This is a genomic window from Streptomyces sp. NPDC058307 (genome assembly GCF_042880295.1).
In the GTDB taxonomy this organism is placed as follows: domain Bacteria; phylum Actinomycetota; class Actinomycetes; order Streptomycetales; family Streptomycetaceae; genus Streptomyces.
Map to the genome: position 1 here is coordinate 56,321 of NZ_JBHVYZ010000002.1, position 23,371 is coordinate 79,691.

General features: G+C 71.7%; 19 protein-coding genes. 3 read left to right on the forward strand and 16 right to left on the reverse strand.

Features of this window, described 5'->3' with window-relative positions; genetic code table 11:
- On the forward strand, positions 1–981 hold the full coding sequence (locus tag ACFVYN_RS02140) for a methyltransferase domain-containing protein (protein WP_389991169.1): 981 nt from the start codon (positions 1–3) through the stop codon (positions 979–981).
- A 26-nt stretch (positions 982–1,007) separates the two neighbouring features.
- Here ACFVYN_RS02140 and ACFVYN_RS02145 read toward each other — a convergent pair whose 3' ends face one another.
- The 7 genes from ACFVYN_RS02145 to ACFVYN_RS02175 form a co-directional block, all read right to left on the reverse strand.
- Positions 1,008–2,897 (reverse strand): FHA domain-containing protein, encoded by a 1,890-nt coding sequence (locus ACFVYN_RS02145; RefSeq protein WP_389991171.1) that lies wholly within the window; start codon positions 2,895–2,897, stop codon positions 1,008–1,010.
- A 49-nt stretch (positions 2,898–2,946) separates the two neighbouring features.
- The gene (locus ACFVYN_RS02150; RefSeq protein WP_389991174.1) at positions 2,947–4,293 is read right to left on the reverse strand and encodes a VWA domain-containing protein; all 1,347 of its coding nucleotides are present in this window, start codon (positions 4,291–4,293) and stop codon (positions 2,947–2,949) included.
- 111 nt (positions 4,294–4,404) lie between these two features.
- The gene (locus ACFVYN_RS02155) at positions 4,405–5,727 is read right to left on the reverse strand and encodes a PP2C family serine/threonine-protein phosphatase (RefSeq protein WP_389991177.1); all 1,323 of its coding nucleotides are present in this window, start codon (positions 5,725–5,727) and stop codon (positions 4,405–4,407) included.
- Positions 5,728–8,250 (reverse strand): tetratricopeptide repeat protein, encoded by a 2,523-nt coding sequence (locus ACFVYN_RS02160; protein WP_389991179.1) that lies wholly within the window; start codon positions 8,248–8,250, stop codon positions 5,728–5,730.
- Entirely contained in the window at positions 8,247–9,566 is a 1,320-nt protein-coding gene (locus ACFVYN_RS02165; protein ID WP_389991182.1) for a hypothetical protein, read from the reverse strand. Before ACFVYN_RS02165 ends, ACFVYN_RS02160 begins: the two co-directional genes overlap by 4 nt.
- A gap of 55 nt (positions 9,567–9,621) precedes the next feature.
- Complete coding sequence (locus tag ACFVYN_RS02170; protein ID WP_389991184.1) at positions 9,622–10,677, reverse strand: glutamate ABC transporter substrate-binding protein; 1,056 nt, start codon at positions 10,675–10,677, stop codon at positions 9,622–9,624.
- 20 nt (positions 10,678–10,697) lie between these two features.
- Complete coding sequence (locus tag ACFVYN_RS02175; protein WP_389991186.1) at positions 10,698–12,167, reverse strand: hypothetical protein; 1,470 nt, start codon at positions 12,165–12,167, stop codon at positions 10,698–10,700.
- 217 nt (positions 12,168–12,384) lie between these two features.
- On the opposite strand from ACFVYN_RS02175, the gene ACFVYN_RS02180 reads away from it, so the two are divergent.
- A complete protein-coding gene (locus ACFVYN_RS02180; protein WP_389991620.1) occupies positions 12,385–12,954 on the forward strand; it encodes a hypothetical protein in 570 nt (189 codons plus the stop codon).
- Here ACFVYN_RS02180 and ACFVYN_RS02185 read toward each other — a convergent pair.
- The 8 genes from ACFVYN_RS02185 to ACFVYN_RS02220 all read right to left on the reverse strand — a co-directional run bounded on the left by ACFVYN_RS02185 (position 12,942) and on the right by ACFVYN_RS02220 (position 21,882).
- Positions 12,942–13,913: an N-acetylglucosamine kinase gene (locus tag ACFVYN_RS02185; RefSeq protein ID WP_389991189.1), complete on the reverse strand. Its 972-nt coding sequence runs from the start codon at positions 13,911–13,913 to the stop codon at positions 12,942–12,944. The two genes, ACFVYN_RS02180 and ACFVYN_RS02185, sit on opposite strands and share 13 nt — an antisense overlap.
- Positions 13,904–15,169 (reverse strand): 6-phospho-beta-glucosidase, encoded by a 1,266-nt coding sequence (locus ACFVYN_RS02190; protein WP_389991192.1) that lies wholly within the window; start codon positions 15,167–15,169, stop codon positions 13,904–13,906. Before ACFVYN_RS02190 ends, ACFVYN_RS02185 begins: the two co-directional genes overlap by 10 nt.
- 6 nt (positions 15,170–15,175) lie before the next feature.
- Positions 15,176–16,069 carry a carbohydrate ABC transporter permease gene (locus ACFVYN_RS02195; protein WP_389991195.1) on the reverse strand — a complete coding sequence of 298 codons (894 nt, stop codon included), beginning with the start codon at positions 16,067–16,069 and terminating at the stop codon, positions 15,176–15,178.
- Positions 16,070–16,071: 2 nt separating this feature from the next.
- Positions 16,072–17,013: a carbohydrate ABC transporter permease gene (locus ACFVYN_RS02200; RefSeq protein WP_389991198.1), complete on the reverse strand. Its 942-nt coding sequence runs from the start codon at positions 17,011–17,013 to the stop codon at positions 16,072–16,074.
- A 2-nt stretch (positions 17,014–17,015) separates the two neighbouring features.
- Complete coding sequence (locus ACFVYN_RS02205) at positions 17,016–18,359, reverse strand: ABC transporter substrate-binding protein (protein WP_389991201.1); 1,344 nt, start codon at positions 18,357–18,359, stop codon at positions 17,016–17,018.
- 45 nt (positions 18,360–18,404) lie between these two features.
- Positions 18,405–19,598, reverse strand: coding sequence for an ROK family protein (locus ACFVYN_RS02210; protein ID WP_389991203.1), 1,194 nt, complete (start codon positions 19,596–19,598; stop codon positions 18,405–18,407).
- A gap of 182 nt (positions 19,599–19,780) precedes the next feature.
- Positions 19,781–20,620 carry a hypothetical protein gene (locus tag ACFVYN_RS02215; RefSeq protein ID WP_389991206.1) on the reverse strand — a complete coding sequence of 280 codons (840 nt, stop codon included), beginning with the start codon at positions 20,618–20,620 and terminating at the stop codon, positions 19,781–19,783.
- 158 nt (positions 20,621–20,778) lie between these two features.
- The gene (locus ACFVYN_RS02220; RefSeq protein ID WP_389991208.1) at positions 20,779–21,882 is read right to left on the reverse strand and encodes a mechanosensitive ion channel family protein; all 1,104 of its coding nucleotides are present in this window, start codon (positions 21,880–21,882) and stop codon (positions 20,779–20,781) included.
- Between the two features lie 282 nt (positions 21,883–22,164).
- On the opposite strand from ACFVYN_RS02220, the gene ACFVYN_RS02225 reads away from it, so the two are divergent.
- Positions 22,165–22,701 (forward strand): HNH endonuclease, encoded by a 537-nt coding sequence (locus ACFVYN_RS02225; protein ID WP_389991211.1) that lies wholly within the window; start codon positions 22,165–22,167, stop codon positions 22,699–22,701.
- An 86-nt stretch (positions 22,702–22,787) separates the two neighbouring features.
- On the opposite strand, the gene ACFVYN_RS02230 is transcribed toward ACFVYN_RS02225, so the two are convergent.
- Positions 22,788–23,024: a hypothetical protein gene (locus ACFVYN_RS02230; protein ID WP_389991656.1), complete on the reverse strand. Its 237-nt coding sequence runs from the start codon at positions 23,022–23,024 to the stop codon at positions 22,788–22,790.
- Positions 23,025–23,371: the final 347 nt, after the last annotated feature.

Genomic DNA, 23,371 nt, shown 5'->3' on the forward strand with positions numbered 1-23,371 from the left:
ATGGGCGCGCACGCTCTCGACAGGGACCTGGCCGAACTCGCCGCCTCCGTACGGGCCGCGCTGGTGCGGGAGATCGACGCGAGCGGGGCCTGGGCCGCCGACCCGGTGTGGCGGCAGGCCTTCGAGGCGGTGCCCCGGCATCTGTTCGTGCCCTACTACTACGTCGGCGTCGTAGGGGGCTACGAGCGGCGCTGGGGCGAGAGCCCGGACCCGCGCACCCGACAGGAGTGGCTTCGCGGAGCCTACGCCGACGCCCCGCTGGCGACCCGGCTGCGCGACGGCGAACTGGTCTCCTCCAGCAGCCAGCCCTCGCTGATGGCGATGATGCTGACCGAGCTGCGGATCCGGGACGGCGACCGGGTCCTGGAGATCGGCGCCGGCACCGGCTACAACGCGGCCCTGCTCGCCCACCGGCTCGGCGATGACGCGGTCACCACCGTCGACCTGGAACCGGAGATAACCGAGGCGGCGCGCAGACATCTGGCCGCCGCCGGGTACCACCCCTTCGTCGTCACCGGCGACGGCGCGCGCGGGGTGCCCGAACGCGCCCCCTTCGACCGGATCATCGCCACCTGCACTCTGACGTCGGTCCCGACCGCCTGGCTCGGCCAGTGCCGCCCCGGCGCCCGCATCCTGAGCCCGCTCGCCACCGGCCTGATCGCCTTGGCGGTCCGGGACGCCGGACACGCCGAAGGGCGCTTCCTGCACACCCCCGTCTACTTCGTGCCGTTGCGTGGCGCGGACCGGCAGGAAGAGGGGTCCGTCGAGTGGGGCGGGGTACCGCGCCGGGCCCGGGAGAGCGAGCTGTTCCGCTTCCTGCTGGCTCTGAGCCGCGGCAGCCTCGCACCGCGGGAGGCGTACGCGCTGTGGGAGCGCGAGAGGCAGCCCAGCCGTGAGCGGTACGGCATCACGGTCAGCGGAGACCGGGAGTGGGCGTGGCTGGACGACCCGGAGGGACCGCATACGTGGCCCCTCCGGTGAAGCTCCTCCGGTGACGTGGCCGCCGGCTAACCGCGGCGGATCGTGATCGTCGTCCAGGCGCCCACGTGCACCCGGTCGCCGTCCTGGAGCGGCACCGGCACGAACGGCGTGATGGGCTCCTCGGCCCCGTTGACCGTGGTGCCGTTCGTCGAGTTCTGGTCGACGACCGCCCAGGAGCCGTCCGGCTGCTGCACCAGCACCGCGTGCTGGTGCGAGACGCCCGGGTCCTCCGGCGGCACCGACAGGTCGACGTCGGGGGTGTCACCGGTGGAGTGCCGGCGGCGGCCGATGGTGACCTGGTTGCCGGTGAGCGTGCGCTGCTGCTCGGGGGAGTATGCGGGCAGGTTGAGGCCCGCGGCCTCGGGGCCGGAGCGCTGCATCATCGCCAGGAAGTAGTCCCGGTCCGGGCCGATCGTCGCCGTCCAGGTCGCAGGCTGCTGCGGGAAGGACGGCCCGGGGGGCCCGGGCGGGGCCTGGGTGGCGCCGGGCTGCGGATAGCCGTAGCCGCCGCCGGGGCCACCAGGACCACCAGGACCGCCGGGGCCGCCGCCCGGGCCTCCGGGGGCGGTGGAGGAGGGTGGGGAGATGACCCAGTCGTCGGCGCCGCCGCCACCGAAGGGCGGACCGCCCGGCTGGGGCCGGTTGGTCTCCTGCGGGAAGGCGGGCGGGGCCGATGCGTTCTGCGCCGGGAAGCCCTGCGGGGCACCGCTCGTGTTACCGGGGCCGGGGGGCGGCGGGACCGGGCGGGAGGGGTCCGCACCGAAGTTCGGCGGACCACCGGGGCCACCGCCGGGACCGGAGGGGCCACCCGGGCCGAGGCGGGACGGGTCGCCGGGGAAGCCCTGCGGGCCACCGGGACCGCCGGGGCCGGGCTGAGTGGGAGTGCCGCCGAAGCCCTGCGGACCGCCGGGCTGCGGGTAGCCGTAGCCGCCGCCGGGGCCACCAGGACCGGAGGATCCGGGCGGAGCCTGGGTGGCGCCGGGCTGCGGGTAGCCGTAGCCGCCGCCGGGGCCGGGGTTGTTTCCGGGACCACCGGGACCACCTTGGCCTCCGGGACGGGAGGGGTCACCCGGGTAACCGGAGGAGCCCGGTGCGGCAGGTCCGCCGGGTCCGCTCGGGTAACCGGAGGGGCCGGGTGCACCGGCGCGTCCGGGGTCGCCCGGGAAACCCTGCCGACCACCAGGACCGGACTGGCCCGGGCCACCGGATCGGGACGGGTCGCCGGGGAAACCGGAGGGGCCGGGACCGCCGGGTGCACCGGGTCCGCCCGGGAAACCGGAAGGACCGGAGGAGCCAGGACCGCCGGGTCCGCCGGGACCACCAGGCCGAGCCGGGTCACCGGGGAAGCCCTGCGGACCACCAGGACCACCAGGACCGCCACGACCACCGGGGCCCGGCCCACCCGGACCCGAGCGGCCCGAAGGCTCCGAGCCGAAGGGGATCGGTTCCGCGGGGCGGTTCACCTGGGACGGGCGCGAGCCCTGGTACTCGTACGAGTCACCGCCGCCACCGAAGGACGGACCGGGCCCGGGCGGCTGCTGCTGGAAGTGCGAGGGCGGACCGCCGGAACCGGCCGGCGGGCGCGGGGCGGCCGGGGTGTACGAGGTCGCCGTGTTCGTCAGGAAGTTCCACCGGCACTCCTCGCAGAAGGGCGCACCGCCCTCACGGGGCGTACGGCACTGCGGGCAGAGCTCCGGCTCGGGGTCCGGTACGGCGGACAGATGCGGACGTCCACCGGGCTGGCCCCCGGGACCGCCGGGACCGCCGGGGCCACCGGGCGGCGGGAAGCCGTAGCCGCCTCCACCCGGACCGGGCGGCGGCGGAGGGGGCGGAGGCACGGCACCGGCCATGCGGTGACCGCAGACCTCGCACCAGTCGTCGGAACCCGACTGGTGTCCGTTCGGGCAGGTCGGCATGTCGGCGCTTCCCCCTCTCGGATCAGGGAACTTCTACGTCGGTAACTGTCTACTTCTTTACACGAACTGTCTTTGTCGACCGTGTCTCGAGAGTCATCTCGTCGGCCTCCTCGACCTTCGCCTTCAGTCGCACAGTACCTGTCGCGGCGTCGACCACGTCGACCACCTTCGAAAGCAGTTTCGCAGTATCGGCGTTCCCCGAGTCGCTCGCGAGTTGAACAGCCCGGCCCAGTTTGGCCGTTGCTCCGTCGATATCGCCCGCTTTGCGGAGATCGAGCCCTTGTTGGATGGCCTGGGCCAGTTCGGCCTGGCCGGTGTAGTGGGCGACTTGGGGGTTGATCGACGTCGAGGCGACCATGTCGTCCGTCCACACGGCCCTGACGAGACCCTGGGCGCCCAGGTTCTGTGTGGTGCCGTCGGGCTGCGGGACGACCAGGGAGACCCGGGCGGCGAGCATCTCCTGGCCGATGTTCGCGGCCGGGACCTCGACGCAGACGTGGTAGTCACGGGACTCGTCTCCCCAGGAGCCGGTGGGGTAGTCCCCGGCGCGCGGACCGGCCTCGCTGCGGCGGTCGGTGAGCTCCTCGACGGTGGGCGCGACCTGCTTGACGAACTTGATGACGGTGCCCACCGGGGTCCACACCCTCAGAGCGACGTCGGCGACCTCCTTGCCCATGGCCGTCTCCATCATCTGCCTGAAGTCGTCGGCGAGGGCGGCCGGGTCGGCGACGATGTCGGCGGTGCCGAGCAGGGCGGAGGCGATCCCTGTGACTTCTTTCACTTCCCAGTCGGTGCCCACCCCGCGGGCGTCGCAGGTGAAACGCCCCGCGCAGGCGTCGAGGGAGGCCTTGAGGTCCTCCGGCGACTCGTGTTCGTTGCGTCCGTCGGTGAGCAGGATGCCGTGCCGTATGGCGACGTCCGCCGAGGACAGCAGGCGGTCGGCGAGGCGCAGCCAGGTCCCGATGGCCGTACCGCCGCCCGCGCTGAGCTTGCGCAGGGCCTGCTTGGCCTGGGCGCGGGTGGTGGCGTCGGCGACCGCGAGACGGCCGTTGCCCGGATAGACCTCCTTGGCCACGTGGGTGCCGCCGATCACCGCGAAGTGCACCCCGTCGCGCAGGGTGTCGATCGCGGCGGCCGTGGCGTCGCGGGCGTTGCGCATCTTGGTCGGCGGGTAGTCCATGGAGCCCGAGCAGTCGACCATGACCGCGACCGCCGCCGAGGGGCCCTGTTCCGCCGACCACAGGTGCGCGGCCGCGACCGCGCTGCCGATCGTGCCGCCGCCGGTCGCGGTCACCGTGACGATCGCGTTGACCTCACGGCCGCCCTCGGGCAGGTACTCGTTCTGGTAGACGTCCATCGCGAACTGCGGCGCGTGCGACTTCGAGAAATTGGCCATGCCTGCTCACATCCCCCTCGCGGACCCCCACAGTCGTGGGGCGATGACTGATCGCGGACCGGTCCCCTCCGGTCCGGCGCTCCTGCTGCGGCGCATTCCCCGCGTACGGCCTCAGGCCGATCCTGCCCCCTGCGAAGGGGTCGGGAACGGCACGACGGCCACTGTTACGTTGTCGTGGCCCCCGCCGTCCAGGGCGTGACCGACCAGCACCCGGGCGGTGTGCAGCGGGCGCGCGGCGGCGTCGGCCGGCACGGCCTCCGCCAGCTCGTCGGCCGACTCCGCGTAGTTCCACAGGCCGTCGGTGCACACCACCACCACACCAGGCCGGTCCGGCTTGAAGGAAGCGGTGTGCGGGTCGAGTTCGTAGGCGTCCGCGCCGAGCCAGCCGGTGATCGCGTGGGCGCGCTCGTCGGCGTACGCCTCTGCCTCGTTCATCAGGCCCGCGGCGACCATCTGGGCGGCCCAGGAGTCGTCCTCGGTGAGCCGGGCCGGGGGTGAACTGCGGTCGGTGGGCACCCAGTAGACGCGGCTGTCGCCGACCCAGCCGACGACCAGCAGGCTCGGGGTGACGACCGAGCCGACGATCGTGCACGCGGGGGCGTTCTGGTGGGGCTGGTGCTCGCGGGCCGTGGCGGGTTCCCCGGCGAGCGAGTTGACCGCGCGGGAGGCGGCGACGATCGCCTCGTGCATGGCCTGCTGGGGGTGCGTGCCCTGCGGCAGCGCGGCCAGCAGCGCGTCGGCCGCGGCCCGGGAGGCGGCCAGGGAGGCGTCGTCGGGGCGGGTCGCGGAGGACACGCCGTCGCAGACGACCGCGAAGGTGGCCGGCGAGCCGTCGGGCAGCACGCTGGTGCCGAGGGTGAAGGCGTCCTCGTTGCGGTGGTGGCGCAGGCCGCGGTCGCTGACGGCGGCGATCGGGCCCGCCTCCTGCTCCATGTGGTCGCGCTCACGCGGCTGGGCGTGCCCGCAGTTCTCGCAGTAGCCGTCGCCGTCGACCCGGCCCGCGCGGCAGGCCACGCACACTGTGGTGCCTTCGGCGGGGGTGGGCGGCCCGGCGGCCACGCGTGGGTCGGGCGCCTGCAAAAGGTACTCCTCGGGCTCCGGGGGCCGGTCGAAGCGGACACCGGAGGCGGGGGAGACCGGTGATCCGAGTACCGGCCCGGACTGGGGCGGCACCTGGGGCAGTTCGTGCTCGCCCGACGCCGCGGCGCGCAGGTCGATCGGCAGATGCAGTTCCGCAGGGGGGTGCGGGGCGGGTGGCCAGGGGCCGCCGGGGGGCGCGCCGTTCATGGCGATGGTCGGGCTGTCGTCCGGCCGTGCCGGGACGGCGGACAGGTCGTATCCGCACGCACCGCAGAAACGGTCGCCCGACTCGAGGGGTTCCTCGCAGCTCGGGCACCTCGAAAGGGCGGTCTGCTGGGGCATCTGCGACATCAACTACACCCACGTCCGGGGGCGGTAACGGTTGGCTCGTTCCACCAGGTAGATCCTCTCCTCGCCGCCCTGCGCGAGCCGGGCCAGCGCGCGGTACGAACGCTCCAGGCCGAAGCGCAGTCCTCGCTCGTCCAGTCCACTGCCGAGCAGCGCCCGTCCTCCGGCGGCGGGGGCGACGGAGTCCTGGCCACCGGAGAGTATCCAGTCCAGGGCCGCGCCCAGCACCTCGGCCGACAACTGCTCACGGCGCGCCGGATCGAGACCGTACGCGTCCAGCGCCTCGACCTGCCCGGCGGCGGCGGTCAGGTCGTCCAGGAAGGGTACGTCGCCCGCGGTCGCGGTGCGTCCACGCAGCCGCGCGCGGACGGCGGCCACCCGGGCGGCGGTGTAGTGGATGGAGGACTCCGGCACCGACTCCAGCGACTTCACCGCGCTGCGGCGGTCCCCGGCCGCGAGCTGCACGCGCGCGAGGCCGAACGCGGCGCTCACATAGCTGGGGTCGGTCGACCAGACCAGGCCGTAGTACTCGGCGGCGTTGTCGAGCTGGCCGAGCACCTCCGCGCACAGGCCGAGGGCGAGCTTGGGGGCGGGTTCGCCGGGGAAGGCGTCGTAGATCGCGTCGAAGGCGAGCGCGGCGGCCTCGTGGTCGCCGGTCACCAGGGCGGCCACGCCCCGGTACCAGACCACCCGCCAGTCGTCGGACCGTTCGTCCTCGAGGCGCCGCAGCGCCTCGTCCGCGGTGTGCGCGTCGCCGTTCTCCAGCCAGGCGCGGATCTGCCGGAGCCGTGACTCCGCCGACGGGGCCGGCGCGGCCGCGAGGGCGCCGAGCAGTTCGGCGGGCGCGGTGGTCATGAGCCCGGCGAGGAAACCGGCGTTGGGGTCGGAGGGGTCGACGAGGGGGACGGGAAGGGCGAGGGAGGCGACGGGGGCGTTGACCGGCTTGACGATCGCCCCGCCGGCACCGATCGCACCGCCCACACCGCCGGCACCGGCGGAGGTCTTGCGGGAAGGCATCACCCGTCCCCCCAGGCGCGACACCTCCCCGTCCAGCTTCGGGAACAACTCCGCGTCGGTGACGCGGACTTCGGGGCCGAAGAGGGTCGACAGGGAGGGCCTGGCGCGGCCCGTCTGCAGGGAGACGACCTCGCGCAGGACGCCCGTCAGCTGTTCCGACATCTCCTGTGCGGAGGCGAACCGGCGGGCCGGGTCCGGGTCGGTCGCGCGGACCAGCAGCCGGTAGAAGGACTCGTACCGGCGGAAGACCTCGATGTTGTCGGGGTCGGGGAGCGAGTCGACGAAGACGTTGGTGTAGCCCTGGAAGTCGAAGGCCAGCACCGCCAGGGTGCGGCCGACGGTGTACAGGTCGGAGGCGACCGACGGGCCCACGTCCGCGACCTCGGGGGCCTGGTAGCCCACCGTGCCGTAGATGGCCGACTCCTCGTCGTCCATCCTGCGCACCGCGCCCATGTCGATCAGCTTGAGCTGGTCCTCGGTCTGGATGGCGTTGTCGACCTTGAAGTCGCAGTACAGGAGGTTGCGGCTGTGGAGGTGACCGAGCGCCTCCAGGGCCTCGATGCCGTAGGCGCACGCCTGCTCCACCGGGAGCGGGTCCCGCTTGCCGTCGGCCGAGCGGCGGCCGTTGGCGATCTCCTTCAGCGACTTGCCGCCGACGTACTCCATGACGATGTAGCCGTCGAGCGAGCCGGTGCGCTGGTCGAGGTGCTCCACGAAGTTGTAGATCCGCACGATGTTGGAGTGCTCGATCTCCGCGAGGAAGCGCCGCTCGGAGATCGCGGCGGCCATCGCGTCCTGGTCGCCGGTGTCCAGCAGGCCCTTGAGGACCACCCAGCGGTCGGACACTGCGCGGTCCACGGCGAGATACACCCAGCCCAGACCGCCGTGCGCCAGACAGCCCGCGACCTCGTACTGGCCGTGCACGACGTCACCGGACTTCAGCTTCGGCACGAACGAGTACGGGTGGCCGCACTTGGTGCAGAAGCCCTCCGTGCGCCCGGCCCGCTCCCCGCGCGAACGCCCCACCGGGGCACCGCAGTCGGAGCGCGAACAGAACCGCTTGCGCTCGGGCACCTCCGGGTTCTCCAGCACCATCTCGCGCGGGTCGGGCCGCGGGATCCCGGGCACCTCGACGAGCCCCGCGCCGAGCCGGCCGCGCCCGGTCGAGCCGGCGGTCGAGCCGGAGCCGCGCACCGACACCGAACGGCCCGTGGACTTCCCGGAGACCGCGCGCGAGAGACGTCCGGACACCGAGCGCCGTGACTTCGACGAGTGCGAGGACGTACGCGTGGACGTACGTGAGGAACCGCGGCCGGTGGCGCGCGAACCGGCGCTGCCCTGCGAGTGGCTGCCGCCGCCCGTCCCGCCGGTGGGCACCGAGCCGGCCCGGCCCGCCCCGGCCGGGACGACCGGCGCGAGGCCGCAGGTGTCGCAGTACAGCTCGCCGCCGCCCATGTCCTCGTACCTGCCGTCGCAGCCGGGCCGCTGGCAGGGCTGCTGTTCCTGGCTCATGACGTCGACTCCCCCCTACGGTCCTGCGGCACCCGCGGGGCGCCCAGCAGTTCGGCGGCCGCGTGCTGGTAGCGCAGCACGGCCTGTTCGGCGACCCGCAGGTCGCAGGGCGCGCTCCACAGCATCCGCCGGGCCGCGTCGTACCGTTCGATCAGGAACGGGTCCTCGGCCAGGCCGTGCTGGGCGACCTTCGCCTTGTACGCGTCGAGCCGGCCGCGCAGCTCCGCGCGGACCGCCAGCGGCGCGGTGACCGCGGTCAAGGACTCGCGGGCGCGCAGCAGTTCGTCCTCCGCCTTCTCCTCCAGGGACTCCAGGAGCGGGGACAGCCGGTGCCACTGGGCGTGTCGGCGGTACTCGGCGGCCGTCGCCAGCTGCTCCTGCAGTGCGGTCGGCGGTCCGCTGACGACCGGCACCTCCGTGGCGGCGATCTTCGCGAGGACCTCACCGCGCGCGAGACGCGCCTCGGCGAGCGTGCGGTCCGCGCGGGAGAGCACGTCCCGCAGCCTGACCAGCCGGGCCTCCGCGTCCTGCCGGACGGTGAGCACGGCGTCGATCTCCCGGCGCACGTCCTCCAGGGCGCGCGCCTCACGGTCGTACGCCGTGGTGTCCGGCTTGCCGCCGCCGGGTGCCGAACTGCCCTGCGCGCGCTGCCAGAAGGCGAGCGGGTCGGAGATCACCTGCTCGCGCAGCGAGGTGAGGGTGCGGGTGATGCGCTCCAGGTCGTCACCGGCCGGGTGCTCCCCGGGGCGTACGCCGACGGAGTGCGCGAGCCGGCGGGTGCGCTGGAGCTCGGCGGACAGGAGGTCTATCCGCGCGGGCAGTGCCGACCACACGGAGTCGGCGGCGACGACCATGTCCAGGCTCGTCGCGTACAGCTCGTTCATCCGCTCCACGAGCGTCACCAGCGAGAACCGCTCGCTGAGCTTGCCCGAATTCCCGTGCAGGGTAGGTGCGTTGGCCGTGGCGGTGGCCGATCCCGCGACCGTGACCGACTCGCCGCGCAGCAGCTCGGTCAGCTCCACCAGGTCCTCGCGGCTGGACCAGCGGCGGCGGGAGCGGATCTCGCGGGCCGAGCGCAGCGCGTCCGCGTACGCGTCGAAGTACGCCCACAGCAGGGTGATCGACGCGTCGGCGGCCTCCCAGCGCTCCTTGGTGAGCCCGGTGAGCTCGGCGCCTTCGAGGAGCCTGCGGCCCGCGTGGTCCTGCAGAGCGAGGAGCGAGGTCTCGATCGCCTCGTGCTCCGCGCCGAGCCGCGCCAGCGCACGGTCCACCTCGTCCCGGTCCATCACCGGCTCGGGGGGTCCCGTGACGCCCATCGATCACCTCTCGCTGCTGAAGGTTGCTGGGTGGTTGGCTGTCTTCGGCGGTCCGTCAGTTCTTGCGCAGGTACTTCGGTGGGGGCGGCTCCGACTTCGCCGAGCTCTCGTCCAGTGTGGCCGACAGCCACCTGTCGTACGACGCCTGCCAGCCGTCGGTGGTGTCCTTGCGGTAGTCCACCAGGATCTGGTTGACCCGGCGTACCAGATCGTCGGCGTCGCTCTTCATCGCCACGCCGTAGTACTCGGTGGTGAAGGGCGAGCCCTTCAGTTCGACCGTGGGGTCCTGGGCCGCCTGGCTGGCCGCGAGGGCGCCGTCGGTGACCACGGCGTCGACCTCGCCGAGCTGGAGCCTGACGAGGCAGTCGAGTTGGTTGGGCACCGTGGTTTTGATGTCGGCGGAGGCGACGAGATCCCCCGCCTTCTTGTCGTCGTCCAGCTTGGTGAAGGCGGTCGAACCCTCGGCCGTGCAGATCTTCTTGCCCGCCAGAGTGTCGTTGTAGCCCGTGATGCCCGAGGACTTGGGGGCGAGGACCTGCTGGCCCGTCTTGAAGTAGGGCGCGGAGAACGCCACGTCGGCCAGGCGCTTGCAGTTGATCGTCATCGTGCGCACGACCATGTCGACCCGGCCTTTCTGGATCGCCGGGATGCGCTGGTTGGTGGGGATCGCCCTGAACTGCACGGCCTTCGGGTCACCGAGGATGTCCTGCGCGATCCGGTGCACCAGGTCGATGTCGAAGCCCTCCAGGTCGGCCTTCGACCCGTCGTTGGGGTTGCGGTAGCCCCAGCGGTAGCTGTTCTGGTCGACGCCGACGATCAGCTTGCGCTTCTCGCCCTGCCGGGCCTTGATCTTCTCTATGGTCGGGCCGTCCGCGCTCGACGGGGACAGCGTCTGGTCCTCCGGGTGCGCCTTGATCGCCGGGTTCAGACAGGGATCGTCGTCAGCGGCCTGCAGCGCGTGTGTCGCGCCCGGCCCGCCGGTACCCGTGCTGTCGCCGCTCGCCCGGGTGTGCGGCAGCAGCAGCGCGAAAGCGAGCACCAGGACGCAGACGACCGCCATCGCCCCGACACCGCCCCAGCCCTTGAGGCCGGTCCGCACACGTCCGCGCATTCGCATCGTCACGCCCCCTCTCACCGGTACTCCGACAGCCTGCGGCCGATGCCCAGTACCGCGCCGGCCGCGCCGAGGACGGCCAGGACGGCGGCGCCCACCGGCAGTCCGGTCATCGCCCCCAGGCCGTCACCGGCCGACCGCGCGAACTCGTTCTCCTCGTGGGTCAGGGCCTTGGCGAGGTTCCTGTCGACGCTGTCGAAGCACTCGCCCGTGTCGCCCTTGCCGCCTATGACCCGCTTCAGCGCCACTTCGTAGTTGCCGAAGTCGTCCTGCTCGCGGGCCGCGGAGTGGCGCTGCTTCCACACCGCCATGTTGCCCTCGGCCGCGGTGACCGGCTTCTCGCCGTCGCTGTCGTCGGCGAGCTCGGACGCCTTCGCCAGGCCCTTGCCGAGGGTGTCCATGTCCTTGCCGAAGTCGTAGTCGTAGGCGTCGTAGGTGACCTTCTGCCCCTTGGCGTTCTGCACGGTGACCGTCTCGGCGCCGCGGGCCACCAGGGTGAGGTTCTCGTTGCCGCGCGCCTTCAGGGAGGCGATGCGGGCGTCGTGCAGCACATTGAGCGAGCGGACCCCGTGGTCGTAGGAGGCGTCGAGGCCCGCGCGCGCGACGGTGTGACCGACGACCAGCCACAGCAGTACCACCGTGGCCGTCGCGGTGGCCGCGACCAGACCGTGGTTGAGGACCCGGTTGGTGCGCCGGTAGTTGCGGTGCTGCGCCCACGCGAGCCCGGCGAGCGCCAGGACGCCGAGGCCGATCGCCGCCCACGGGTAGGGCGTGGCGTCGGCGTAGTCGGCGCGCAGCCGCTGGTTCTCGCTGGTGTAGAGGTTCTGCGCCTTCGGGAGCATCTCCTCCTGCATCTTCTCGTTGGCGTACCGCAGATAGGCGCCGCCGACCGGGAAGCCCTGGCGGTTGTACGTACGGGCCCGCTCCACCAGGCCCTTGTACTCCGGCAGCAGGGTGTTGAGCTCGGCCACGGTCCTCGCGGCGGGGGAGTCCGGGTCGGAGTTCGAGGCGGCCTTGACCAGACCGGTCGCCGCCAGGTCGATGTCCTTCTCGTACCGGTTGCGGGAGCCGGCCGTCTCCTGGCCGCCGGCGAGGAAGCCGCTGGAGGCCGTGGTGTTGGCGTCGGCCAGGTAGCGGTAGATGTCGGCGGCTGCGCTGCTGAGGGGCTGGCTCTTGTGCAGCACGTCGTCCGCGGCGGCGGCCCGGTCGTTGGTCTGCCAGGCGGTCACCGCGCCGAAGAGGATCACGAGCAGGGCGAGCGCCGCGCCGATGATGCGCAGCCGGCCCGGTTCGGTGGTGGCGGCCGCGCGCACCTGGTCGAAACCCTCGGCGAAGGCCGTACGACGGGCGGGTGCCCGGTCCGGCGCGGGGGCAGGCGGGGGCGCCTGCGGGGCCGGGGCCGGGGGTCCCGGCTGCGGCGGAACGGCCGGAATGGTGTGCACCGCGGAACCCGGCGGTGCCGCGCTGCTCTTCGGCGGGTGTGTCACCGTTTGACCTCCCCCATGGTCATCCCTCGCCGCAAGTATCGCTGCCGGGACCGACATCCGCACCGGGCTTCACTCGATCTTGATCGGATCGCAGCGGACCGCCTGCCGGCGCCCCGCGTTCTGCACCACCCCTTGCCCATCAATACGCCGCCGGAATCGGTTCGGTTCCCCCCAAGGGGCGCGTAAGGTCACCGTCGTGCGCGGGGTAGGTGTGGTGATGATCGGCGGAACGTCCAATACCGGCAAGTCCACGGTCGCCGGGGCGGTCGCCGGCCGGCTCGGCTTCGAGCACCGCTCGACGGACCTGCTGGCCAGACATCCGGGGCGCCCCTGGCGCACGCCGGAGCGGGAGGTGCCGCCGCATGTGGCCGAGCACTACGCGACGCTCGGCGTGGACGAGTTGATCGAATCGGTCCTCGCCCACTACGAGCGGCTGTGGCCCCGCATCGAGGACCTGGTCCGGGCGCACGCCACCGGACCTGGCCTGGTCCTGGAGGGCTCGGCGCTGTGGCCGGAGCGGGTGGCCACGCTGGACGTGCCGCACACCGCCGCCGTCTGGCTCACCGCCGGCGAGGACGTCGTACGGGCCCGGATCCGGACGGCCGGGCGCTACGACGAGGCGACGGACGAGGAGCGGTTCCTGATGGACAAGTTCCTTGCCCGCAGCATGCGTTACCAGGAGCTGATGGTGGCGGCCGTCGACCGGCTGGGGCTGGCCCGCGTCGACGTCGGGAAGGACATGTCCGTCTCCGAGGTGGCCGACGCGGTGCTCGCTCAGGCCTCGTAGTACGCCCGCACCCTCGCCTGTACCTCCAAGGAGGCCCCGGCCCGGTCCAGGCCGAGGAGCGCGGCGCCCAGGACCGGCCGCGCCGTCACCACCTGCGGTACGGCCTTGGGGGCGCGGTCCGCCAGGAGCTCCCGTACGCCGTCGTCCAGTTGGGGGTGACGGGCGGCCAGGACGCTGCCGCCGAGCAGGACCGGCGTCTCCTCGTCGAGGAGGTCGAGGCGGGTCAGGGCCACCGTCGCCATGGACACCACCTCGTCGGTCAGGCGGTCGACGAGGGAGCGGGCCACGGGGTCGCCCGTGGCGGCCGTGGCGAAGAGCACCGGGGTCAGTTCGTGGCGGCGGGCGGGGGCGATCTCCTCCAGGTGCAGGGCCTCGATCAGGGCGTACATGGAGGGCAGCCCGAAGTGGTGCGGGAGCACGCGCGCGAGGTCGGTGTCGACGCCCCGGCCGTCCTCCGCGCGGGCCGCGTGCCACAGCGCCTCCTCCGCGAGGCCCCAGCCACCGCCCCAGTCGCCGGAGATCCGGCCGAGCGCGGGGAAGCGGGCGGTACGGCCGTCGGGCCGCATGCCGACGCAGTTGATGCCCGCGCCGCACACCACGGCGACCCCGCGCGGTTCGGTGACCCCGGCCCGCAGGATCGCGAAGGTGTCGTTGCGGACCTCCACGTCCGGGCCCCACGCGCGTGTGCGCAGCGCCGCGGCCAACTGCCGCTCCTCCACCGGGAAGTCGGCGTTGGCGAGGCACGCGGAGACGTGCTCCACCGAACTGACCCCGGCGGCCGCGAAGGCCCTGCCGACCGCGTCGGCGACGGCGTCCACCGCCGCCTCGACGCCCACCACCGGCGGCCGGAACCCGCCGCCGCGGGCCGTGGCGAGGACGCTGCCGTCGGCCGCCACGACCGCGACGTCCGTCTTGCTGTTGCCCGCGTCGACGGCGAGGACACATGCGGTCAGGCCCACGCGAGATGCTCCCGGTTGTGTGCGATCAGTCGGTCGGTGAGGCCCTCGGCGTACGCGTACTGGCCGACGAGGGGATGCGCGAGCAGCGCCTTGAAGACCCGGTCCCGGCCGCCCCGCAGAGCCGCCGCCAGCGCCAGGTCCTCGTACGCCGTCACGTGCGCCATCAGCCCCGCGAACAGCGGGTCCACGGACGGCACCGCCAGCGGCGTCGGACCGTTCGGGCCCACCGCCGCCTGCACCTCGATCACCGCGTCGGCGGGCAGGAAGGGCAGCGTGCCCCGGTTGAGGGTGTTGACCACCTGGTAGGGGCTGCCGCCCCCGCCGAGCAGCCCGGCGGCGAGGTCCACCGCCGCCTCCGAGTAGTAGGCCCCGCCGCGCTTGGCGAGCAGTTCCGGCTTCTCGTCCAGGGCAGGGTCGCCGTACATCCGCAGCAACTCGCTCTCCATCGCAGCCACTTCGGCGGCCCGGGACGGCTTGCTGCCGAGTTCCCGTACGACCTCGTCGTGCGCGTAGAAGTACCGCAGGTAGTACGACGGGACCACGCCGAGCCGGTCGAGGAGCGGACGCGGCAGGTGCAGGTCGCCGGCGATCGTGTCGCCGTGCTCGGCGAGCAGCTTGGGCAGGACGTCCTCGCCCTCGGGACCGCCGAGTCGTACAGCTGTCTCCCAGGTGAGGTGGTTGAGGCCCACGTGGTCGAGGTGGAGGTCGGCAGGGGTGACGCCGAGCAGCCCGGCGAACTTCCGCTGGAAGCCGATCGCCACGTTGCACAGCCCGACCGCCTTGTGCCCGGCCTGGAGCAGGGTCCGGGTGACGATCCCGACCGGGTTGGTGAAGTCGATGATCCAGGCGTCCGGGTTGGCCCGGCGGACCCGTTCGGCGATGTCGAGGACCACCGGGACCGTGCGCAGCGCCTTGGCGAGGCCGCCCGCGCCGGTCGTCTCCTGGCCGACGCAGCCGCACTCCAGGGGCCAGGTCTCGTCCTGCTGCCGAGCCGCCTGGCCGCCCACGCGGAGTTGCAGGAGTACCGCGTCGGCGCCGTCCACGCCCGCGTCCAGGTCGGACGTGGTGACGATACGGCCGTCGTGGCCCTGCTTGGCGAAGATGCGCCGGGCGAGACCGCCGACCAGCTCCAGGCGCTCGGCGGCCGGATCGACCAGGACGAGTTCCTCGACGGGCAGGGTGTCGCGCAGGCGGGCGAAGCCGTCGACGAGTTCGGGGGTGTAGGTCGAGCCTCCGCCGACCACGGTGAGTTTCATGGCTTGTTAACCCTTTACTCCGGTGAGGGTGACACCTTCGACGAACGCCTTCTGGGCGAAGAAGAACACGAGGATCACGGGGGCCATGACCAGCACGGTCGCGGCCATGGTGAGGTTCCAGTCGGTGTGGTGCATGCCCTTGAAGGACTCCAGGCCGTAACTGAGCGTCCAGGCGTTCTGGTTCTCCGAGGCGTAGATCTGCGGGCCGAAGTAGTCGTTCCAGGCGTAGAAGAACTGGAACAGGGCCACGGCCGCGATGCCGGGCTTGGCCATGGGGACGACGACCTTCAGCAGGGTGCGCAGATCACCGCAGCCGTCGACCTTCGCCGCGTCCACGTACTCGTTCGGGATCGTCATCAGGAACTGCCGGAGCAGGAAGATCGAGAACGCGTCCCCGAAGGCCATCGGGATGATCAGCGGCCACAGGGTGCCCGACAGGCCGAGCTGCTTCGCCCAGAACAGGTACATCGGGATGATGACCACCTGCGGCGGCAGCATCATCATCGAGATCACCAGCATCAGGGAGAGATTGCGGCCCCGGAAGCGGAACTTGGCGAGCGCGTACGCCACCGGGACCGACGACACGACGGTGAGGACTGTTCCCAGTCCCGCGTAGACCAGCGTGTTGCGCCACCAGGTGAGAAAGCCCGGGGTGTCGAAGACCCGCTTGTAGTTGCCCCACTCCCAGGTGTGCGGGATCAGATCGCGGCTGAGGGCCTGGGTGTCGCTCATCAGCGAGGTCAGGAACACGAACACGAAGGGCAGCGTGAAGAAGAGGGCGGCGGCGAGGCCGAGGGAGTGGATCGCCACCCACTCCAGCAGCGCCTTGCGGCGGGCGGTGCGCTCGGCGGGCGAGGCCGGGGACTTCAGCTCCACCGGCCGGTCCAGTACTTGGGTCATGGTCAGTCACCTGCCAGGTTGAGACCGCCCCGGCGCCGCATCAGGAACGCGGTGAACACCATCGACAGGCCGAAGAGGACGAGGGCGACGACACACGCGGAGCCGTAGTCGAAGCGCTGGAAGCCGAGGTTGTAGACGAGCTGGGGCAGGGTCAGCGTGGACTTCTCCGGGTAGCCGGGCTCGAACTGGGTGCCCGCACCCTGGATCACGCCCGAGGCGACCTTCCCGGCGATGAGCGGCTGTGTGTAGTACTGCATGGTCTGGATCACGCCGGTGACGACGGCGAACATCACGATCGGCGCGATGTTGGGAAGGGTGACGAACCGGAACCGCTGCAAGGCCGACGCCCCGTCCAGCTCGGCCGCCTCGTACTGCTCCTGCGGCACGTCGAGCAGCGCGGCCATGAAGATGACCATCAGGTCGCCGATGCCCCACAGCGCGAGCAGGGTGAGGGCCGGCTTCGACCAGGCGGGGTCGTTGAACCAGCCCGGCGCGGGGATGCCGACCTTCTCCAGGATCGAGTTGACCGGTCCCGTACCGGGGTTGAGCAGGAACGCGAAGGCCATCGTGGCGGCCACCGGCGGGGCCAGGTACGGCAGGTAGAAGAGCGTCCGGAAGACCCCCGTCCCCGTCTTGATCTTCGTGATGAGCAGGCCGACACCGAGGCCGAAGACGACCCGGAGGGACACCATCACCACGACCAGCCACAGGGTGTTGCGCAGGGCCGGCCAGAAGAAGGGGTAGTGCTCGAAGACGTAGGTCCAGTTCTTCGTCCCGCTCCAGGTCGGCGGCTTGAAGCCGTCGTAGTGCATGAACGAGAAGTAGACCGTCGAGAGCAGCGGATAGGCGAAGAAGACCGTGAAGCCGATCAACCAGGGCGACATGAAGGCGAGGGTCCGAAGCGCCGACCGGCGGCGCTTCGACGCCAGAGTGACGGTGCTCATCGCTACTTCGCCTGCGCGATGTCCGTGTCGATCTGCTTGGCCGCGTCGGCGAGGCCCTTCTTGAGGTCCGTGACCTTGCCGCTCTCGTAGTCGTAGCCGAGCTGCTGGACGGTGGTGAGGTAGACGCCGCCGTTGATCGAGGACGGGGCGGTCGTCGAGTTCGGGTTCGCGGCGATGTCGAGGAAGGTCTTGAAGCGCGGGTCGTACTTCAGCTGCGGGGACTTCAGGGCCGCGAGTGTCGAGGGCACGTTGTGGATGGCGTTGGAGAAGCCGACCACCGCGTCCGTGTCGGTGGTGATGTACTTCAGGAACTCCCAGGCCGCGTTCTGCTTGCTGCTGTTGGCGGCGATGCCAGCGATGGTGCCCGTGATGTAGCCCTTGCCGTACTGGTCGGCCTGGTCGTCGGCGACGGGCAGCGGGGCCACGCCGATGTCGAAGCCGGGCTTGGCGTCCACGGCCATGCCGAGCCGCCACTCACCGTCGAGCTGCATGGCGACCTGGCCGGTCTGGAAGGGGTGCTTGGGGCCCCACTCGTCGCCGAGTCCCGCGCGGTACTTCTCCAGCTTCCGGTAGCCGCCGAGGCCGTCGACGAGCTTCTTCTGGAGGGTGAAGGCGGCGGCGACGGCCGGGTCGGTGGCGACCGTGGACTTGCCCGCCTTGTCGAAGTAGGTGGGCGAGAACTGGCCCATGTAGTGCTCGGTCGTGGTCTCCCAGCCGTGGTAGTCCGGCATGAAGCCGAGCTGCTTGTACGAGTCGCCCTGGGCGATCGTCAGCTTCTTGGCGTCGGCCTCGAACTCGGTCCACGTCCTGGGCGGCGCGGTGATGCCCGCCTTCTCGAACGCCGTCTTGTTGTAGTAGAGCCCGTACGCGTCGCCGAGGAGCGGCGCGGCACAGCGGTCGCCGTCGAACTGCGTGTACTGGTTCATCGCGGCCGGGAAGGTCGTGTCCGGGTCGATCGACGACTTCTTGAAGAACGGGTTGAGATCGACCAGCGCCCCCGAGGAGCAGAACTTGCCCACGTTGTTCGTGGTGAACGACGAGATGACGTCCGGGGCCTTGCCGCCGCCCGTGCGCAGCGCCTGGTTGATCTTGTCGTCGGTCATGTTGCCCACGACGTTGACGTGGATGTTGGGGTGCGCCTTCTCGAAACCGGCGACCAGCGCCTTCACTCCCGCCACCTCGGAGTCCGCGCTCCAGGCGTGCCAGAAGTTGATGGTCGTCTCCTTCGAGGCGTCGTCGTCGGCGCCGGAGGAGGACTGGCCGGTACAGGCGGTGGTGACGAGCACCGCGGACACGGTCAGGGCAAAGGCCGCTTTTCGGGCGGACGAGGGTATGGGTGTGCGCATGAGGGGGTCTCCCAGGGGACGGGAAGGGACAGTGAGGTCGGGGGCTCAGCGCGAGGTGTCGAAGACCTCGTCGCGGGTGGCCGCGAGCGCGCTCTCCAGCGCGCCGCGCAGCACGGGGTGTTCACGGACGTCGCCGACGACCAGCCGGGGCCGGGAGGCCGCCAGTTCCTCCAGCTCGGCCTGGACGAGGGCGCGCAGGGTGTCGCCGCCGGCGGTGAGCGAGGCGCCGCTGAGGACGACGAGTTCGGGGTCGAGGACGGAGACGAGGGAGGCGAGACCGGTGGCCAGACGGGTGGCGTAGGTCTCCAGGAGCAGCCGGCCCGGGACGGAGTCCTCGGTGGCGGCCCGCTCGACGAGGGCGGCGGCGGCCTCGGCGTACGGCCCCGAGGGGATGTCCGTCATGCCGAGCTCGCGGGCGAGGGCCGGGATGGCCTGGGAGCCCGCGAGCTCCTGATAGCCACCGCTGTTGGCCTTGGTCACCTGCCGCACCAGCGGTGCTCCGGGAACCGGCAGGAAACCCACCTCGCCCGCACCGCCGGTCCAGCCGCGGTGCAGCCGTCCGCCGAGGACCAGGGCGGCACCGAGACCGCCCTCGTTCCACAGCAGCACGAAGTCCTCGTGTCCGCGGGCCGCTCCGAGCCGTTGCTCGGCCACGGCGACGAGGTTGACGTCGTTCTCGTACTCGACCGGCATCGGCAGCGCGGCGGCGAGTTCGTCGAGGAGGGTCGGGGTGTGCCAGCCGGGGAGGTGGGAGGCGTAGCGCAGCCGACCCGTGCCCGGGTCGAAGGCGCCCGGGGTGCCGATGACGAGCCGGTGGACGTCGTCACGGGCCAGTCCCGCGGCCTTCACCGCGCCGTCGAGGGCGTCGGTGACCTGCCGTACGACGGGCTGGGCGGGCCGGCGTCCCGGGGTCGGCAGTTCGTGGGAGCCCACCGTGCGGCCGGTGATGTCGGCCACCGCGGCGAGGATGCGCTCGGGGGTGACGTCGAGCCCGGCGGCGTACGCGGCGGTCGGGTCGACCTCGTACAGCTGGGCGTTGGGGCCCGGCCTGCCTTCGCTGGTACCGGTGGCGAGGACGAGGCCCGACGCCTCCAGGCGGGCCAGGAGCTGGGACGCGGTCGGCTTGGACAGGCCGGTGAGCTTGCCGATCCGGGTCCGGGAGAGGGGGCCGTGCTCCAGCAGGAGGTCGAGCGCGGCACGGTCGTTCATGGCGCGCAGCGTGCGTGGTGTGCCTGCCATGGGTGCCCCTCTCCGTGACTGCCGGACGACTTTACTGTCCGGCGACTGTTAGGAAGGTTTCCTATCGGATGCACCGGAACTTAGGTCTGGACCACCTGTCCGTCAAGGGGGGAACGGCAAACCGCCCCCGCAGGAAACGGAGTCGTTACCTGCGGGGGCGGTCGAGAAGCGGGGGGAAACGGCTATCGGACGTCGATGAAGTCGCCGGGGGCCGTCGCCGAGCCGGTGGTGGCCGTACCCGCGAAGACGTAGCGGTAGTAGCCGTCCTTGGTGGCCTTGGTCGTCGTCTTCAGCGCGCCGCCGGTCCCGGAGGTCACCGTCTTGACGGGGGTGTAGCTGTTGGTGCCCTTGGCGCGGAACTGGAGGGTCGCCTTCTGGGAGGTGTAACCCGTGTACTTCCCGGCCTCCCAGTCGGCCCGGGTCAGCTTGCCGGTGACCGTGATGGTCCCGCCCTTCTTCACCGGCTCGGGCGCAGCGTCGGCGGTGAGCTTCGCCGCGCGCTTGACCTGGACGCCGCTGCCGAGGGGGCCCCAGGCGTCGAAGTCGTAGCCGATGTGGATGTGGCCGTCGGAGCCGTCCTCGTCCCGGTCCATCGTGCTGTAGAGGCCGGCCGCCTTCCAGGTGGTGGCGTCCGCGGCCGAGTACAGGGTGTCGTCGGGGGCGATCACCAGGGTCTCCTTGCACGACTCGGTGACGGTGGTGTCCGTCGTCGCGGTCGTCGTGCAGGTGGGCACGTCCTCGGGCTCGGCCTCGTTCGTCATCCTGCTGAGCGTGCCCCGGTAGAGCAGGACGCCCGCGAAGGTGGTCTGGTAGTCGATCGTCAGGTCGGAGGGGTGGGTGAGGGTGTACGTCACCGGCACCTTCACGGCGGCGGTGGTGCCGACGGTGACCGCCTTGCCGTTGTTGACCGTGACGGCGGAGAAGACCAGGTCGGGCGTGGTGGTCGCGGACGCGACGGGCGCGACCAGACCGGTCAGTGCCAGGGCGCCGGACGCGGCGATGCCTATGGCGAGCTTTCTCATGCGTTTCCCCACATTCGAAGCGGGCCCCTGGGCGGCATTGCGCTCCAGAACAAGGGCCCGCTGTGGGGGTGACCCTAGACGATCACGTTCGTGACGGGAACGTGGGGTTCGCGTGAAGACGGTGAGAGTTCGCCGCCGCGTCGCCGGCCCGCCGACCGCTACTTCGGCGCCGATCGCTGAGCCGGTGCCGACACCAGCGGAGAGGCCGTGGCGGCCTGCGGGGACTCGGAGTCGGAGAAGACCGACGGGGCCGCGACCGCCGCGGTCGGGTCGGCGGCCTCCTCGTCGATGACGACGGCCGAGCCCCCGACGATGCGGATGTCTGCCGCGTCGAAGGCGCGCTTGATGCGCCAGCGCAGCTCACGCTCGACCGTGAGGGACTTGCCGGGCATCGTCTTGGCGGAGACCCGCACGATCATGGAGTCCAGCAGCACGCTGTCCAGGCCGAGGACCTCGATCGGGCTCCACAGGAGCTCGTTCCAGGGCTCCTCCTTGCTCATCTTCTCGGCGACCTCGCCCAGCACCCGCTTGACGTTGTCCAGGTCCTCGGAGGCCCGCACGGTCACGTCCACGCCGGCCGTCGCCCAGCCCTGGGAGAGGTTGCCGATGCGCTTGACCTCGCCGTTGCGGACGTACCAGATCTCGCCGCTGGCGCCGCGCAGCTTGGTCACCCGGAGGCCGACCTCGATGACCTCGCCGGAGGCCACGCCCGCGTCGATGGTGTCGCCGACGCCGTACTGGTCCTCCAGGATCATGAAGACACCGGAGAGGAAGTCCGTGACGAGGTTGCGGGCGCCGAAACCGATCGCCACACCCGCGACACCGGCCGACGCGAGCAGCGGGGCCAGGTTGATCTCGAAGGCGCCCAGGACCATCAGGGCGGCGGTGCCCAGGATGGCGAAGCTCGCCACCGAACGCAGCACCGACCCGATCGCCTGCGAGCGCTGGTGACGGCGCTCGTTGTTGACGAGCAGACCGCCGATCGATGTGCCGTCGACCGCCTGCGCGGTGCGGTTCATCCGGTCGATCAGCTTGGTGATCGCCCGCCGCACGACCATTCTCAGCACCGCGGCGATCACCAGGATCAGCAGGACCCGCAGACCGATCGCCAGCCAGGTCGACCAGTTCTGCTCGACCCAGCTCGCGGCGTTCGTCGCGCTCTCCTGGGCGTCCTGGAGACTCGGCACGGCCGGCGTCGAGGTGTCCGAGGGGGACGGCGACGGCGACGGACTCGCGGCCAGTAGGACGGCGGACAAGGACACGGCAGGTACCTCCAGGTGCTGCGTCTGCCTTCCGGTACGGCGGTCAAGGTCACGGAAAGGTCACCGGAAAAGCAGGCTCACCACACTAACGGTGCATCGTGTGTGGATCGTTGCAATGTCGAGGGGAGAGACGGCTCTCACCTGGGGATGAAGAATGGTGTGGTCGAAAACACTCCCAGCCCGTTACCGGGACATGGTGGCGTTTCTCCCGGCCGAGAGGGGAGACTGACTGCAGTTCGTCCCGGCGCGAGCCACGCGCCGCCGACGCCCAAGGAGGCATCCGTGCCGCATGTCCTGGTACTCAACGCGTCGTACGAGCCCCTCGGCGTCGTACCGCTCCGCCGCGCGCTCGTCCTCGTCCTGGAGAACAAGGCGGTCTCCCTCGAGGAATCCGGCGCCTACATGCACAGCGCGAACGTCACAGTCCCCGCACCCAGCGTGGTCCGGCTCAAGCGATTCGTGCGGGTTCCCTACCGGGGGCCCGTTCCTCTCACCCGCAGAGCGCTCTTCGCGCGCGACGGGGGCCGGTGCATGTACTGCGGTGGCGTCGCAACCAGCGTCGACCACGTCATCCCGCGCAGCCGCGGGGGCAAGCACGTCTGGGACAACGTGGTGGCGTCCTGCCGGCGCTGCAACCACGTGAAGGCCGACCGACACCTGTTCGAAATCGGCTGGCGGCTGCGCCACAAACCCGCCCCACCCACCGGCCTGGCCTGGCGCATCATCGGCACCGGGCACAGGGACCCACGCTGGCTGCCGTACCTGCAACCGTTCGGCGCCGACGACGCCATGGCCCGGATCGACGGCATCTCTGCCTGACGACGATCCGGGCCTTCGTGTTGCCGCACACGGCTCGTTCCGGTCCCGGAGGTCCCCCGTACCCCCGGGACCGGAAGATCAGGAGCTCAGGTGTACCTGAGCTCCCCCGGGCGCAGTGAGCGGCGCAGCAGCGGCAGCGAGGTGGCGGCGGCCAGGAGACAGGCCGCGTAGACCGCGAGCGGGACCAGGAGGGCGGCGTACGGCAGTCCGGTCACCCGTGTCCCGCGGCGGCAGCGGCAGCGCGGTCTCCAGGAGACGGTCAGCGCGAGGGCGACGAGGATCGCGGCGGCCGTCAGGTCGATGCCGGTCGTGGAGTAGCTCATGTCCGCACGAACCCCGCGCCGACGACCGGTGGACGACCGGCCGCGACCGGTGGACGGGAACGACGAAGCCACGGAACATGACGAAAAGCACGTTCTCCCCTCCAGTACGTCTGGCCTCGCGTCCTGTGGGTAGGGCTGCGGTAACCCCCGTCGTCGTACTCGACAAGGAGGCCCCCGTGGCCGCACCGGCACCCCTTCTGCTCCCGGCCCCGTCCAAACCCGAGGCGCCCGCTGAATACCTCTGCGTCTTCAGCGCCGAGGGCGCCTGCACCGAGACCCCGCTCACCAGCGAACCGCCGCTGCCCGACGCCGAGCCCCTCACCAGCGAACCGCCGCTCGCCGACGCC

What these genes read in the sequence shown, in the direction of transcription:
- ACFVYN_RS02140 (WP_389991169.1), top strand. Translation starts at nt 1, where the DNA reads ATGGGCGCGCACGCTCTCGACAGGGACCTGGCCGAACTCGCCGCCTCC.
- ACFVYN_RS02145 (WP_389991171.1), bottom strand. Translation starts at nt 2,897, where the DNA reads ATGCCGACCTGCCCGAACGGACACCAGTCGGGTTCCGACGACTGGTGC.
- ACFVYN_RS02150 (WP_389991174.1), bottom strand. Translation starts at nt 4,293, where the DNA reads ATGGCCAATTTCTCGAAGTCGCACGCGCCGCAGTTCGCGATGGACGTC.
- ACFVYN_RS02160 (WP_389991179.1), bottom strand. Translation starts at nt 8,250, where the DNA reads ATGAGCCAGGAACAGCAGCCCTGCCAGCGGCCCGGCTGCGACGGCAGG.
- ACFVYN_RS02165 (WP_389991182.1), bottom strand. Translation starts at nt 9,566, where the DNA reads ATGGGCGTCACGGGACCCCCCGAGCCGGTGATGGACCGGGACGAGGTG.
- ACFVYN_RS02170 (WP_389991184.1), bottom strand. Translation starts at nt 10,677, where the DNA reads ATGCGCGGACGTGTGCGGACCGGCCTCAAGGGCTGGGGCGGTGTCGGG.
- ACFVYN_RS02180 (WP_389991620.1), top strand. Translation starts at nt 12,385, where the DNA reads ATGATCGGCGGAACGTCCAATACCGGCAAGTCCACGGTCGCCGGGGCG.
- ACFVYN_RS02190 (WP_389991192.1), bottom strand. Translation starts at nt 15,169, where the DNA reads ATGAAACTCACCGTGGTCGGCGGAGGCTCGACCTACACCCCCGAACTC.
- ACFVYN_RS02195 (WP_389991195.1), bottom strand. Translation starts at nt 16,069, where the DNA reads ATGACCCAAGTACTGGACCGGCCGGTGGAGCTGAAGTCCCCGGCCTCG.
- ACFVYN_RS02200 (WP_389991198.1), bottom strand. Translation starts at nt 17,013, where the DNA reads ATGAGCACCGTCACTCTGGCGTCGAAGCGCCGCCGGTCGGCGCTTCGG.
- ACFVYN_RS02205 (WP_389991201.1), bottom strand. Translation starts at nt 18,359, where the DNA reads ATGCGCACACCCATACCCTCGTCCGCCCGAAAAGCGGCCTTTGCCCTG.
- ACFVYN_RS02210 (WP_389991203.1), bottom strand. Translation starts at nt 19,598, where the DNA reads ATGGCAGGCACACCACGCACGCTGCGCGCCATGAACGACCGTGCCGCG.
- ACFVYN_RS02215 (WP_389991206.1), bottom strand. Translation starts at nt 20,620, where the DNA reads ATGAGAAAGCTCGCCATAGGCATCGCCGCGTCCGGCGCCCTGGCACTG.
- ACFVYN_RS02230 (WP_389991656.1), bottom strand. Translation starts at nt 23,024, where the DNA reads ATGAGCTACTCCACGACCGGCATCGACCTGACGGCCGCCGCGATCCTC.